Genomic DNA, 13,440 nt, shown 5'->3' with positions numbered 1-13,440 from the left:
GCAAAGCGCGTCAGGCCGGGACGCCCGCGAACGCGTCGATCTCGATGAGCAGTCGGTCCCAGGCCTGCGCGATGCCCGGCGACCATTCATCGCGCAGCAGATCGCGCAGCGTATCCCTGATGACGGCGAAGAAGGCGGTGAACAGCTCGCGCGGCGTGCCGTAGCCATCGTGCGATTCGACCTCGCATGCGATCAGCCGGAATTGCCCACGGCGATCACCGGCGAAGTCGAGAATCGCCTCGATCGTGAGTGCCAGCATCGAGCCCATCACGAGCTCGCTGCCTTGCGTGCGGAACATCGCCCGCGTTTCGGGGTGCTGTTCGAACAGCCGCTGATAAACGTGTGGCGTGAGATCCGTGCAGCGCGAGGCTGCAAGTTCAAAGCTCTGTTCGATCGGATTGGAAGAAGTATTCATCGGCGCTTCAGCCCCGCAGACAAAAAAAGAGCGGGGCCCTAGCCCCGCTCGAAAATTGTGTCGACCCTATTATCCCCGATTCTAAGATTTGATCTTGATTGGCGGGGCGACGCTGCATTTTGCGCGTCAGGGGCTCCTCCCGAGACTTGGACCACCAGACTTCGACCTCGCGGCCAGCCTGAGCAAGCGGATGCTAGATCAACTTTTCTCACTTGTCATCATTTTCGGCAACGAATGTTCAAAATTCGAGCAATTGACGAAATGATCGGGCATTCGGCCTTGTAAGCATATGACAAACATAAGAAATCTGTGGATAGGGCAGGGGTGCGGAACTGCCTAAATGCCGGAAGGTCCCCTCCCGTGGGCAGTCGGACCCCAGTTTCCAAGGACTTTGCGCTGGACCAAGAAGGCGCCGGAACCGGGCTCGACTCGGCCATGGCGCGGTGTTTAGTTACTAGACGAACGAATGGTTCGGCGGATGCGCGCACGGCTGCAAAAATTCCTACCCCTGGTCCTGCTCGCCTTGGTGATGCAGGTGCTGGCGCCGATTGCCGCCTGTCTGGCGGCCGGCCAAGCCGTGGCCGATCCGCTTTCCGCCGCCGTCATCTGCCACAGCGCGAGCGAGCAGGGCGGCCTGAACGATCCGGCGGGTACGCCGGTCGCACATGCCGGTGCCTGTGCCCTCTGTTGCTTGGCGCAATTGGGCGCGTCGCTGGATTCGCCGCCGCACGCCGCGCTTTCCGTTCCTTTCCGCCACGCCGAGCGTATGGTGTGGCATGCGGCGGAGGCATCCCTCGCCGCCGTCCATAAGGGCTCGAGTGCCCAGGCACGCGCCCCGCCTCAATTTTCCTGACGACTCTCGTGATCGCCGCGGTCCGCCGCAGGCGATTGATGCTGTCGAATGGCCGGAGAGAAAGCCCGGCGTCAGGAATGCCCCCATGTTACGTTGTCATGCCCGCCGTGGCGTGAGCATCGTTGCCGTTCAGGCCGCGCTGCTTGCGTCGTCGAGCGGAGCCTTTGCCCAAGGCAGCAGCGCAGTGCTGCCGCCAATCACCGTTGAGGCACCTCAGCAGAAGCGCGCGTCGGCGGTCCGAGCGCCACGCAATTCTGCGCGATCGGCGCGCGCGACGCGAAGCCCGCGAACGACCCTATCGCCGCAGCAAACCGCGAGCGAACAGAATGTAGGGGCTCCGGGCGCCCTGACGGTTCTGACTGCGCAACAAGCGCTGGCGGAGATTAACCAGACTCCGGGCGGCGTGGCGCTCGTATCGGCCGAGGCGTACAGGAACTCGACGCCATCCAACACGATCAAGGATGTTCTGGATTACGTGCCCGGCGTGTACGCCCAGCCCAAATGGGGCGACGACACTCGCCTTTCTATTCGCGGGTCTGGCCTGTCGCGCAATTTTCATCTGCGCGGCGTGCAGCTCTATATGGACGGCATTCCGATCAACACTGCGGATGGCTATGGCGATTTCCAGGAGATCGATCCGAGCGCCTATAAATATGTCGAAGTCTTCAAAGGAGGCAACGCGCTTCAGTTTGGCGCCAATTCGCTGGGAGGCGCGATCAACTTCGTGACCCCGACCGGCCGCGACTCGTTTCCGAATGGTGTATCCTTCGATGTCGGAGGATTCGGCTACAAACGACTTCAGGCGAACGCAGGAGGCGTCAACGGGCCATGGGACGGTTTCGTTACCGCTTCCACGCAGGCCGCAGACGGTTTTCGCGATCACAGCTTCGGCTCGAGCAACCGTTTGAGCGGCAATGTCGGGTATCAGTTCTCGCCGGATGTCGAGACACGGTTCTACCTCAATGCCAACGAAGTGCGGCAGCGAATCCCGGGTACCGTGACCAAGACATCCGCTTTGACCGATCCGGAAGCTGCTGCACCCGCGAATGTTGCGATGGATCAGCAGCGCAATATTGATACCGTCAGGCTCGCCAACAAAACCACCTTTCGTTTCGATGACACCAAAGTCGAATTCGGGGCCTTTGGCGTCGATCGCCATTTGATGCATCCGATCTTTCAGTGGCTGGACTACCGTTACAAGGACTATGGAGGATTCGCGAAGATCACGGATGACCGCACCATTGGCGGCTTCCGCAACAGGTTGGTCGCGGGCGTCCAGGTGCTGAACGGCAGCATTGACAACCAGCAGTTCGCCAACATTGGCGGGCAGAAGGGAGCGCTGCTTTCTTCGTCGATCGATCGGTCGGAGAATACCTCGGCCTATGTCGAAGACAGCTTCTACGTCATTCCAAATCTTGCAGTGATCGGCGGCACGCAATTCCTGTACGCGACCCGCAATCGGCAGGATCGTTTCCTCAGCGACGGGAATCAATCGGGGGCAACGCGCTTTAATATCTGGTCGCCGAAAGGCGGTCTGTTGTGGCAAATCGATCCGAGCTGGCAGGCCTTCGCCAATGTCTCGCGGAGCGCCGAGGTGCCGAGCTTCGGCGAAAGCGCGATTGGTCTCGGCATTCCGACGATCCCGTTCACCAGCATCCGCCCGCAGATTGCGACCACGTACGAAATCGGGACTCGCATGAAGCGATCTGATTACGCTTGGGAACTGACGGCCTACCGGGCCAACATTCGCGACGAATTGCAATGCCTCTATAGTGCTTTCGGCAACTGCAATGTGACCAATGCCGACCGCACCATCCATCAAGGCATCGAGGCCGGCGCGGGCGCGGCGATCTTTCGTGACATCTTCGTCAATGGCCCGGCGCCGGACAAGATCTGGCTGAATGTCGCCTATTCCATCAACGACTTCCGCTTCGACAAAGATCCGATCTTCGGAAACAATCGATTGCCGGGAGCCCCAACTCACTACCTGCGCGCGGAGCTTCTCTACAAGCACCCTGCCGGTTTCTATATTGGACCCAACGTCGAATGGGTGCCACAGGCCTACTTCATCGACAGCATGAACACGCTGACGACAGAGCCTTACGCCCTGCTGGGATTGAAAGCCGGATTCGACAATGGCGGCCCGATGTCTGCCTACATCGAGGGGCGCAATCTCACCAACAAGACCTACATAGCCAGCGCGAGTATCATCGATCGAGCGACAGCGACATCAGCATTGTTTGAGCCGGGTACGGGAAGAGCAGTGTACGCTGGAATGAGGTATCGATGGTGACGTGCAAATGGGCACTTGGGTCTATGTTCGGGTCCGCGGCAGGCCGGCATTCCGAATGCCGATGCTCACTGCGCGGAAGATCGTCGTGGAAGAATGCCGGGCCATTCTCGGCCCGATCATCGTGAAAGAGGCAATCAACATGAAGACTATCGGACGAACTCTCCTTACGATCTCACTATTGCTGACCGGCTGTGCCGCCGCACGGGCCGACGACGTCAAGGCCGGCGATCTCGTCATTTCGCAGGCATGGAGCCGGGCGACGCCGGGCGGCGCCAAGGTCGCCGGCGGCTATCTCACCATCGAGAACAAGGGCACAGTGGCCGACAAGCTGGTCGGCGTTTACGCCGATATCGCGGGGAAGGCTGAGGTCCACGAGATGGCGACGGACAACGGCGTGATGAAGATGCGCCTGCTCGACAAGGGACTCGTGATCGATCCCGGCAAGACGGTGAAGTTCGCCCCCGGCGGCTATCACCTGATGCTCCAGGAGTTGAAGGGCCCCTTCAAGCAGGGGGACAAGGTGCCGGTGACGCTTCAATTCGAGAAGGCCGGCAAGGTCGCCGTCTCCCTCGACGTCCAAGGCGTCGGCGCCCAGGCGCCCGGCGATAGCGGACACATGATGAAGAAAATGCCTGATCATTCGGGAATGAAGATGTGATGAAACAGATCAAGCCTTCCATGACCATGCATCGAATCCTTGCGAGTCTGATCGTCGCGCTCGCAGCGTCCCCTGCGGCGGCGCATATCACGCTAGAGACCAAACAGGCGGCGGTCGGCTCCTACTACAAGGCCGTCTTCGCTGTGCCGCACGGCTGCAAGGGCTCGCCCACGGTGAAGATCCGGGTGCAGATTCCGGAAGGCGTGATCGCTGTGAAGCCGATGCCGAAGGCGGGCTGGACCGTCGATATCGTCGAGGGCAAATACGCAAATGAGTACGACTACCACGGCAACAAGCTTTCCACCGGCGTCAAGGAGGTGGCCTGGTCCGGCGGCAAGCTGCCGGACCACAATTACGATGAGTTCGTCATCAGCAGCTTCCTCACCACGAGCCTGAAGCCGAACACGACGCTGTATTTTCCCGTCGTCCAGGAATGCGAGACCGGCGTCAGCCGCTGGATCGAGATCCCCGCGGAGGGAGCGAAGCATTCGCACGAAGGCAGTTCTCCGGCGCCTGGCCTGAAACTCCTGCCAAAACCCTGATGCGCCTGCTCGCCGCGCTCGCGACGCTACTCCTCGTTGTCGGCTTCTCGACCGGCGCCTCGGCGCACGCGGCGCTCGTCGCGGTCGAGCCGGCGAGCGGCAGCATGCTCGCGAGCGCGCCGAAGGCGGTGGAGTTGCGCTTCAACGAGACAGTGACGCCGGGCGCCATCCAATTGATCGACGGCGCGGGCAGGGCGCGGGATGATTTGCGCGTCGACGCATCGGGCGAGACCATCTCGGTTGCGATGCCGGCGGACATGCCGCAGGGCACGGCGGTCGTCAGCTATCGCGTGATCTCGCAGGATGGCCATCCCGTTGCGGGATCGGTGATCTTCTCGATCGGCATGCCGACGGGGACGCAACCTCCCACAAATGCCGATGGCGGATTGAACGAGCTGATCTGGCTGGCGCGGGTCGCTCTCTATCTTGGCCTGTTCGTCGGCGTCGGCGGCGTGTTCTTTGCGCGCTGGGTTGCGCGGTCGATGACCGGCATAACCGTTCCGTGCGTGGCGCTCGCCATCGGCATCCCGAGCACGGTGGTCTCCCTTGGTGTGTTGGGGCTGGATCTCCTCGGGCTACCGCTGTCGGCTCTCGCGACGATAGCTCCTTGGAAAGTCGCATCCGGGACCAGCGCGGGCCCAGCCTTGCTCGTGGCCATCGCCGCAATGCTGTTCGCGCTGCTGGCGCTAGCCAACCCGTGGTGCGCGCGCGCTCTGGCGATCATTGCCTTGGTCGGCGTCGGCTTGTCGCTGGCCATGACTGGGCACGCCGCTACGGCACCGCCCGAACTGTTGACCCGGCCGGCAATCTTTCTCCATGGCCTCGGTGTCGCCTTTTGGATTGGGGCTCTCGCGCCGCTGGTCGCCCTGTTGTCGAGGCGGCCCGCCGCGGCATTGCCTGTCGTGAACCGCTTTGCTCGCCTCGCCGCGCCGGTCGTTGGCGTTCTCGCATTGACCGGCCTCGCGCTCGCCATCGTCCAGCTTGAAAAGCCGTCTGCATTGGTGGAGACCCGGTACGGACTGATCCTCTCGATCAAGCTTGCGCTGGTCCTCGTGTTGCTGGCGCTTGCCACGCTCAACCGCTTTCGCCTGACCCCGGCGCTGGCGGGGGATCACAAGGCCGCGCAGACCCTGAAGCGCTCGATCGTGCTCGAATGCGTCATCGCGCTCGGCATCTTCGCCGACGTGGCCGGCTGGCGCTTCACGCCGCCGCCGCGGACGATCGTTCCGGAGACGCCGCTGGCGATCCACATCCATACGGACAGGGCGATGTTTCAGGTCCTGGTCTCGCCGGGTAAGGCGGGTATCGACGATTTCGTGCTGCAGCTCATGACCGGCGAGGGGGCGGTGCTCGAGGCCAAGGAGGTGACGCTGACGCTGAGCCTGCCCGAACGCGGCATTGAGCCGATGGAGCGGAACGCCTCGCGCGGGCCGGACCGCTACTGGCACGTGCGCAAGGTCGAGCTGCCCTTTGCCGGCCGCTGGCATGTGCGGATCGACGCTCTGGTGAGCGATTTCGAGAAGATCACGCTGGAGGACGAACTCGAGGTGGCAGCGCCGTGAATCGGGCTCTTCGGCACATCACGCGGAATCTGAAGTCGACGGAAAAATGACAGGAATTCCGCTGTGTTAGCGGGTTTTCCTCATTCCCGGTCTTGTGTTTTGGCTCCCAATCCGGTTTCACTGCAAGCCGTCACTGATTCCTCGAGTATTGCCATGCGGTTGTCGCGGTTCTTTCTGCCCATCCTGAAGGAAAATCCGAAAGAGGCGGAGATCGTCTCGCATCGGCTGATGCTGCGTGCCGGCATGATCCGGCAGGAGGCCGCCGGCATCTATGCCTGGTTGCCACTCGGCTTCCGCGTCTTGAAGAAGATCGAGCAGATCGTGCGCGAGGAGCAGGACCGCGCCGGCGCGCTTGAACTGTTGATGCCGACGCTCCAGCTTGCCGATCTCTGGCGCGAGAGCGGCCGCTACGATGCCTATGGCCCCGAGATGCTGCGCATCGCCGACCGGCACAAGCGTGAGCTGTTGTACGGACCGACCAATGAGGAAATGATCACCGAGATCTTCCGCGCCTATGTGAAGTCCTACAAGAGCCTGCCGCTGAATCTCTATCATATTCAATGGAAATTCCGCGACGAGCAGCGTCCGCGCTTCGGCGTGATGCGCGGCCGCGAGTTCTTGATGAAGGACGCCTATTCGTTCGACCTCAACGAGGCCGCGGCGCGCGTCGCCTACAACAAGATGTTCGTGGCGTATTTGCGCACCTTCGCGCGGATGGGGCTGAAGGCGATCCCGATGCGCGCCGAGACCGGGCCGATCGGCGGTGATCTCAGCCACGAGTTCATTGTGCTCGCCGAGACCGGCGAATCCGGCGTTTTCATCAATCGCGACGTGCTGGACCTGCCGGTGCCGGGCGAGGACGTCGACTATGAGAGTGATTTGACGCCGATCATCAAGCAATGGACCTCGGTCTATGCGGCGACGGAAGATGTTCACGACGCCGCGCGCTTCGAGCAGGAAGTGCCCGCGGACAAGCGGGTGAATACCCGCGGTATCGAGGTCGGGCAGATCTTCTACTTCGGCACGAAGTATTCCGACGCGATGAAGGCGCTGGTGGCGGGCCCCGACGGTGTCGACGTGCCGATCCATGGCGGCTCCTACGGCGTCGGCGTCTCCCGCCTGCTCGGCGCCATCATCGAGGCCTGTCATGACGATGCCGGCATCAAATGGCCGGAGGCCGTTGCCCCGTTCCGCGTGTCGATTCTCAACCTCAAGCAGGGCGATGCCGCGGTCGATGCGGCCTGCGAGAAGCTCTATGCGGAGCTGTCCGCCAAGAGCGTCGACGTGCTCTACGACGACACCGACCAGCGGGCCGGAGCCAAATTCGCCGCCGCCGACCTGATCGGCATCCCCTGGCAGATCATGATCGGGCCGAAAGGGCTCGCCGACGGCAAGGTCGAGCTCAAGCGGCGAAGTGACGGCGCCCGCGAGACCATGTCGCCTGCGGACGCGGTCGCAAGACTTGTGGGCTGATAAGGCTGGTCGGCTGAATATTGTTCATCGCCCCAGATTGCGGCCGCCAATCCGGCCACATTTGACCCCGAATCATGGGACTATCGAGCGATGGATGAGACCATGACCGAAACCGTTCAAACCGCGCCTTTTGCGCCCTTCGAGTGGATGCTGTCGGCGCGTTACTTACGCGCGCGCCGCAAGGAGGGATTCATCTCGGTGATCGCCGGGTTCTCCTTCCTCGGTATCATGCTGGGCGTGGCGACGCTGATCATCGTCATGGCCGTCATGAACGGCTTCCGCAAGGAGCTGCTCGACAAGATACTCGGGCTCAACGGCCACATCCTGGTCCAGCCGCTGGAATCGCCGCTGACCGACTGGAAGGACGTCGCCGACCGCCTCAGCCAGGTCCAGGGCATCCGGCTCGCAGCGCCCGTGGTAGATGGCCAGGCGCTGGCGTCATCGCCGTGGAACGCCTCCGGCGTCCTGGTGCGTGGCATCCGCTCCGACGACCTCAACAACCTCACCTCGATCGCCAAGAACATCAAGCAGGGCTCGCTCGAGGGTTTTGACGACGGGCAGGGGGTCGCGATCGGCCGGCGCCTCGCCGACCAGTTGTCGCTGCACGCCGGCGACAGCATCACGCTGGTGGCGCCGAAGGGCGCGGTCACCCCGATGGGCACGACACCGCGCATCAAGCCGTACAAGATCGCTGCGGTGTTCGAGATCGGCATGTCGGAGTATGATCTCGGCTTCGTCTTCATGCCGCTGGCGGAGGCGCAGGCCTATTTCAACCGCAGCAACGACGTCACCTCGATCGAGGTCTTCACCACAAATCCGGATCAGATCGTCGCGTTTCGTCAGGCCGTGACGGAGGCGGCGGGCCGGCCGGTGTTCCTGGTAGACTGGCGCCAGCGCAACTCGACCTTTTTCAACGCGCTCCAGGTCGAGCGCAACGTGATGTTCCTGATCCTCACCATGATCGTGCTGGTCGCGGCGCTCAACATCGTCTCCGGCCTGATCATGCTGGTGAAGGACAAGGGCAGCGACATCGCGATCCTGCGCACGATGGGGGCCTCGCAAGGCTCGATCATGCGCATCTTCCTGATCACGGGCGCCTCGATCGGCGTGGTCGGTACGATGGTCGGCTTCATCGTCGGGCTGGTGATCTGCCTCAACATCGAGTCGATCCGGCAATTCCTGTCCTGGCTGACCAGCACCGAGCTGTTTTCGCCAGAGCTGTATTTCCTGTCGAAGCTGCCCGCCGAGATCGACATCGGCGAGACCTCGGCCGTCGTCATCATGGCGCTGACGCTGTCGTTCCTGGCGACGCTGTATCCGTCCTGGCGCGCCGCGCGCCTCGATCCCGTCGAAGCGCTGCGGTACGAGTGAGGGGCTGATGGAGCAGCAGGGGGCGGAAGATGTACCGGTCATTTATCTCCACGAGATAAAGCGGCAGTACTTGCAGGGCGAGGTGCCGCTGACGATCCTCGACGGCGCCAAGCTCGCGCTGTGGGCGGGCCAGTCCGTCGCGCTGGTGGCGCCGTCCGGCTCGGGCAAGTCGACGCTGCTGCACATTGCGGGGCTGTTGGAAGCGCCCGATTCCGGTGAGGTCTACGTCAATGGCGCGCCGACCTCGCAACTGCCCGACATCGAGCGCACCCAGCTTCGCCGCACCGACATCGGCTTCGTCTACCAGTCTCACCGGCTGCTGCCGGAGTTCTCGGCGCTGGAGAACGTCATGATGCCGCAGATGATCCGCGGCCTCAAAAAGTCCGAGAGCGTCAAGCGCGCCAAGGAGATCCTCGGCTATCTCGGCCTCGGCGAGCGTATCACGCACCGCCCGTCCGAGCTGTCCGGCGGCGAGCAGCAGCGCGTTGCGATCGCGCGCGCCGTGGCCAATGCTCCGCGGGTGCTGTTTGCGGACGAGCCGACCGGCAATCTCGATCCGCACACCGCGGACCACGTTTTCCAGGCCCTGATGCAACTCGTCAAGGCGACCAAGGTCTCCATGTTGATCGCGACCCACAACATGGAACTCGCCGGCCGCATGGACCGCCGCGTGTCGCTGTCGAACGGCCAGGTGGTCGAGCTCGAATAAAAAACGCGAAAACAACCCCATGCACAGTAGCCAAGTGCTTGGCCGGACTGACGAAAAAAATGGCGTTCCTCGGGGTGCTCAAGGCCGGATCACCGTCAATTTGAACGGTCCGCCATTGGCGGCGGCATGGTCCACCGCCTCGTTGGCGTGGTCGAGATCGAAGGCGGTGGCCTCGTACTCCTCCAACCTGAGCAGTCCCGCGCGCACCAGCGCGATCAGGCGGCTTGCCGCATCCGGCGGATACATCCAGACGCCGTGGATGCTGATGCAGTTGCGCATGATCCAGGGGTAGGGCAGCTCGAGGCCCGCGCCGCCCGCCATGCCGACACCACCCATCAGCACGACGCGGCCGTATGCGCGCACCGTCATGATCGCCGCGCGCACCACATTCGTGCTCACGGAGGGCGGCATGATGTCGAGCACGCAGTCGATCGGCACGGGCGCCGCGCGCTTCATGCGCTCGCGGTCGTCGTCTTCGTTGCCGGTGAGTTTGACCGGCTTGACGCGATCGCCGAAGCGGCGGACGAGGTCGGCGAGAATGGGCTCGTTGCGGCCGGGCGCGACCACGCAGGCCGCGCCCATCGCGAGCGCGACCGAGACGGCCGCGCTGCCGAAATTGCCTGTGGCCCCGCTCACCAGAACGGTCTCGCCGGGCTGAAGGTTGGCGGCAAGGAAGCCGCCATAGGGCACCAGCAGCGTCCCCAGCGCGCACCATCGCGTGGCGTCCTCCCGCGTGATCGTGCCGAGCCGTTTGACGTTCTCCGTCGGCACCCGCATCTGCTCGGCAAACGAGCCGTGGCGAAAATGCTGTTGCAGGCGCATGGCGCCGGCACCGGGGGCGGTGAGTCCTTGCAGGGCAATATCGGGCGCTGCGGCGTCGTCGCGTGAGCGCACCGTCGGGTCGCAGAACACCCAGTCGCCAACGCTGAGCTTCGTCGCGTCCGGGCCGATGGCGCGCACCCGGCCGATGCCACCAGGCCCCGGGATAATCGGCAGGTCGAGCGCATAGTTGCGCGCCCCGCTGAAAACCTCGTTCATGTAGGACAGCACGCGCGTGGCGACGACGTCCACGATGACCTCGCCGGTCCCGAGCACCGGTTCGGGTGCATTCTCGATGACGAGCGGAGATCCCAGGGATTTGAGTACGGCGGCTTTCATGGTGGTCACCTCATGTTCGGGTGACACGTCATATGCGCCGCCTTTCCAGGCCGAGGAAGGCCTGGTATTATCCTAGTATTCCCCGGGCCCTCCATCGAGGCATGTCACCATGGCCGACCCACGCCGCATCGAATTCGGCGACTTCCTCAGGTCGCGCCGCGAAAAGCTGTCGCCGAAGACAGTCGGGCTTCCCGCCGGCCGGCGGCGCCGCACCGCGGGCCTGCGCCGAGAGGAGGTCGCGCAGCTCGCCGGCATCGGCGTCGACTGGTACATCCGGCTCGAGCAGGGCCGCACCGTCAGCCCTTCAGTCACGACTGTCGATGCGCTGGCGCGCGCGTTGCGCCTTAGCAAGACCGAGCATGCGCACCTTAAGGCATTGGCCCGCGACGGCGACAGGCGCGCGTTCACGCGCGAGATCGTGCCGCCGCCGATTCAGCGGATGATCGAGAGCCTGGCGCAGCCGGCCTACATCACGGGGCGGCGCTGGGACGTGCTGGCCTGGAACGCGGCGGCGGAGGAGATCTTCGGGTTCGGACAATTGCCCGAGCAGGACCGCAACACGCTGCTGCTGGTGATGACGAACAAGCAGACGCGAAAATTCTACGGTGCCGGCTGGGCCGACGTCGCCAAGAGCATGGTCGCGATGTTTCGTACCACTCACGACGTCTGGGCCGGCGATCCCGCTTTCGCGGAACTGCTGGCGCGGCTGCGCCAGGGCAGCCCGGAATTCGTGAAATTGTGGGAAGCACACGAGATCCGCAGCACTGCCGCGGGCCTCAAGATCATGAACCATCCGACCAGGGGCGTGCTTCGGTTCGAGCACACCAGCTTTCAGGCGAATGACAATCCGGCGCTGAAGCTCGTGATCTACACGCCGGTTTAGATTGCGAAAGCATAGGGCGTGCTCGTCACGTATGACGGTCGACGATCTGAAGGAGCCGGTCGCAGGATGCCTCGATCCTCTTGTGGGGAGATGTGGCGACCCCCAGCAACAGGCCGGATCGCGCCGAAGCCGGGGACGCATGCCATAGCGACAGGGGCGTGGGCGCCAATCCAAACGACGCCGCTTCCCTCGCGATCGCAAGGTCGGAGGTTCCGTCCGGCAGTCTCAGGACCGCGGCCAATCCGGCGATCGCCACGTCCTTGGCGCGTGCCTTCAAATATTTCAGCAGCGCATCGCCTTGCGCGGCATAGGCCCGCTTCGTGCGTCGAAGATGCCGTAGATAGTGGCCGTCGCGGATGAATTCGGCGGTTGCGATCTGTACGGACGGCCCGGGCGCCGGAGCGAGGCATGCCGCAACCTCGGCAAAACGGGAAGCCAGTGAGGCGGGTGCAACGACGAAGCCCAGCCGCAAGGCAGGAGTCAGGGTCTTGCTGAAAGATCCGATGTGAATGACGCGCCCGAAACGATCGAGAGAGGCGAGCGCCGGTGTGGCCCGACCCCTCAGCTGAAGCTCGCTCAGATAGTCGTCCTCGATCACCCAGACCCGTTCCTGGGCGGCCCAGTCGAGAAGACGCGAACGTCTTGCCAGCGACAATGTGGAGCCAAGCGGTGCCTGCTGTCCCGGGGTCACGACGACCAATGCAGCATCGGGAGCGTGTTTCAGGCCGTAATCGACATCAATGCCGTCCGCGTCGACCGGGATCGGCGTGATCAACAACCTTGCAAGCTCAAGGCCGTGCCTTGTGAAGGGGAAGCCCGGGTCCTCCATCCAGACCTTTCTCTGCTCGAGACAGAGAACCCGGAGTGCCAGTCCGAGCCCGCTGCTGAAGCCGGCCGTGATGATGATCTGCGACGGTGCACATTCGATACCCCTCGCCAGCGCCAGATACGCAGCGATGTCGCGCCTCAACTCCAGCTCGCCGCGGGGATCCCTGTAGATGGCCGGCGCGCTCGTCTCCGCGCGCACCGCCCGCGTGCGCATCCTCGAGAACAGCTTGGCAGGAAAGGTCTCGTGAGCGGGCACACCCATCTGGAAAACGGCCGGTCCCGCAGTGAGCTCCTGGTACATTTCCATGAACGAACCGGGGTGGGGAGCTGCTTCCTGCCGAGGAGTGAAGGCGGGTCGATCCGCAACATGCGTTCCGGTCGCGCGCGACGCGACGATCAGTTGCGCGGATGAGAGCTTTTCGTAAGCCGAACGCACGGTGCCGCGCGCGACACCCAGCTGAGCCGCCAAATCCTGCCAGGACGGCAGGCGAGCTCCCGGCGCGAGCACGCCGCTCTCGATGGCAGCTCCGATACCTCTGCGGATTTGTTCCGCCAATGGCGTCTTCGCAGACCGATCGAGCTCCAGCCGCAGCGGTTTGACCATGCCTCCGTAGTACACGATGTTTGTCCATTCCTGGTGCTTTTTTGTAGACCAGCGCGGGGACATTTATCGGACAAGGAAAGTACGCGGCGAC

12 protein-coding genes are annotated in these 13,440 nt (G+C 63.3%); 9 read left to right on the top strand and 3 right to left on the bottom strand.

Annotated elements, in window-relative coordinates; translation table 11 throughout:
• Positions 1-10 precede the first annotated feature (10 nt).
• Positions 11-415: a globin gene (locus ABIB66_RS20795; RefSeq protein WP_354209865.1), complete on the bottom strand. Its 405-nt coding sequence runs from the start codon at positions 413-415 to the stop codon at positions 11-13.
• A 478-nt stretch (positions 416-893) separates the two neighbouring features.
• Here ABIB66_RS20795 and ABIB66_RS20790 point away from each other — a divergent pair, with 478 nt between their 5' ends.
• The 8 genes from ABIB66_RS20790 (at position 894) to ABIB66_RS20755 (ending at position 9,876) form a co-directional block, all read left to right on the top strand.
• Positions 894-1,268: a DUF2946 family protein gene (locus ABIB66_RS20790; protein WP_354255433.1), complete on the top strand. Its 375-nt coding sequence runs from the start codon at positions 894-896 to the stop codon at positions 1,266-1,268.
• 85 nt (positions 1,269-1,353) lie between these two features.
• Positions 1,354-3,561, top strand: a complete 2,208-nt coding sequence (locus ABIB66_RS20785) for a TonB-dependent receptor family protein (protein WP_354209863.1) — start codon at positions 1,354-1,356, stop codon at positions 3,559-3,561.
• A gap of 139 nt (positions 3,562-3,700) precedes the next feature.
• The gene (locus tag ABIB66_RS20780; protein WP_354059668.1) at positions 3,701-4,219 is read left to right on the top strand and encodes a copper chaperone PCu(A)C; all 519 of its coding nucleotides are present in this window, start codon (positions 3,701-3,703) and stop codon (positions 4,217-4,219) included.
• Entirely contained in the window at positions 4,219-4,761 is a 543-nt protein-coding gene (locus tag ABIB66_RS20775) for a YcnI family copper-binding membrane protein (protein WP_473300891.1), read from the top strand. The genes ABIB66_RS20780 and ABIB66_RS20775 overlap by 1 nt, the downstream gene beginning before the upstream one ends.
• Entirely contained in the window at positions 4,761-6,323 is a 1,563-nt protein-coding gene (locus ABIB66_RS20770; RefSeq protein ID WP_354255430.1) for a copper resistance CopC/CopD family protein, read from the top strand. Before ABIB66_RS20775 ends, ABIB66_RS20770 begins: the two co-directional genes overlap by 1 nt.
• Before the next feature lie 153 nt (positions 6,324-6,476).
• Entirely contained in the window at positions 6,477-7,796 is a 1,320-nt protein-coding gene (proS, locus tag ABIB66_RS20765) for a proline--tRNA ligase (protein ID WP_354209862.1), read from the top strand.
• 90 nt (positions 7,797-7,886) lie between these two features.
• The gene (locus ABIB66_RS20760) at positions 7,887-9,167 is read left to right on the top strand and encodes a lipoprotein-releasing ABC transporter permease subunit (RefSeq protein WP_007603606.1); all 1,281 of its coding nucleotides are present in this window, start codon (positions 7,887-7,889) and stop codon (positions 9,165-9,167) included.
• A 7-nt stretch (positions 9,168-9,174) separates the two neighbouring features.
• The gene (locus ABIB66_RS20755; RefSeq protein ID WP_275171287.1) at positions 9,175-9,876 is read left to right on the top strand and encodes an ABC transporter ATP-binding protein; all 702 of its coding nucleotides are present in this window, start codon (positions 9,175-9,177) and stop codon (positions 9,874-9,876) included.
• Between the two features lie 78 nt (positions 9,877-9,954).
• Here the strand turns inward: ABIB66_RS20755 and ABIB66_RS20750 are convergent, their stop codons facing one another.
• Positions 9,955-11,034, bottom strand: coding sequence for an alcohol dehydrogenase catalytic domain-containing protein (locus tag ABIB66_RS20750; RefSeq protein ID WP_354209861.1), 1,080 nt, complete (start codon positions 11,032-11,034; stop codon positions 9,955-9,957).
• A gap of 109 nt (positions 11,035-11,143) precedes the next feature.
• Here ABIB66_RS20750 and ABIB66_RS20745 point away from each other — a divergent pair, with 109 nt between their 5' ends.
• Positions 11,144-11,917 carry a helix-turn-helix transcriptional regulator gene (locus ABIB66_RS20745; protein ID WP_354209860.1) on the top strand — a complete coding sequence of 258 codons (774 nt, stop codon included), beginning with the start codon at positions 11,144-11,146 and terminating at the stop codon, positions 11,915-11,917.
• 25 nt (positions 11,918-11,942) lie between these two features.
• Here ABIB66_RS20745 and pdxR read toward each other — a convergent pair whose 3' ends face one another.
• On the bottom strand, positions 11,943-13,349 hold the full coding sequence (pdxR, locus tag ABIB66_RS20740) for a MocR-like pyridoxine biosynthesis transcription factor PdxR (RefSeq protein ID WP_354059010.1): 1,407 nt from the start codon (positions 13,347-13,349) through the stop codon (positions 11,943-11,945).
• Positions 13,350-13,440: the final 91 nt, after the last annotated feature.

The organism is Bradyrhizobium sp. F1.13.3 (assembly GCF_040548265.1).
Lineage (GTDB): Bacteria > Pseudomonadota > Alphaproteobacteria > Rhizobiales > Xanthobacteraceae > Bradyrhizobium.
This window is presented reverse-complemented; position numbering and strand designations above follow the sequence as displayed.

Bases quoted from the DNA above. Each gene is read 5' to 3' on its own strand.
- ABIB66_RS20795 (WP_354209865.1), bottom strand. From the start codon at position 415: ATGAATACTTCTTCCAATCCGATCGAACAGAGCTTTGAACTTGCAGCC.
- ABIB66_RS20790 (WP_354255433.1), top strand. From the start codon at position 894: ATGCGCGCACGGCTGCAAAAATTCCTACCCCTGGTCCTGCTCGCCTTG.
- ABIB66_RS20785 (WP_354209863.1), top strand. From the start codon at position 1,354: ATGTTACGTTGTCATGCCCGCCGTGGCGTGAGCATCGTTGCCGTTCAG.
- ABIB66_RS20780 (WP_354059668.1), top strand. From the start codon at position 3,701: ATGAAGACTATCGGACGAACTCTCCTTACGATCTCACTATTGCTGACC.
- ABIB66_RS20775 (WP_473300891.1), top strand. From the start codon at position 4,219: ATGAAACAGATCAAGCCTTCCATGACCATGCATCGAATCCTTGCGAGT.
- ABIB66_RS20770 (WP_354255430.1), top strand. From the start codon at position 4,761: ATGCGCCTGCTCGCCGCGCTCGCGACGCTACTCCTCGTTGTCGGCTTC.
- proS (WP_354209862.1), top strand. From the start codon at position 6,477: ATGCGGTTGTCGCGGTTCTTTCTGCCCATCCTGAAGGAAAATCCGAAA.
- ABIB66_RS20760 (WP_007603606.1), top strand. From the start codon at position 7,887: ATGGATGAGACCATGACCGAAACCGTTCAAACCGCGCCTTTTGCGCCC.
- ABIB66_RS20755 (WP_275171287.1), top strand. From the start codon at position 9,175: ATGGAGCAGCAGGGGGCGGAAGATGTACCGGTCATTTATCTCCACGAG.
- ABIB66_RS20750 (WP_354209861.1), bottom strand. From the start codon at position 11,034: ATGAAAGCCGCCGTACTCAAATCCCTGGGATCTCCGCTCGTCATCGAG.
- ABIB66_RS20745 (WP_354209860.1), top strand. From the start codon at position 11,144: ATGGCCGACCCACGCCGCATCGAATTCGGCGACTTCCTCAGGTCGCGC.
- pdxR (WP_354059010.1), bottom strand. From the start codon at position 13,349: ATGGTCAAACCGCTGCGGCTGGAGCTCGATCGGTCTGCGAAGACGCCA.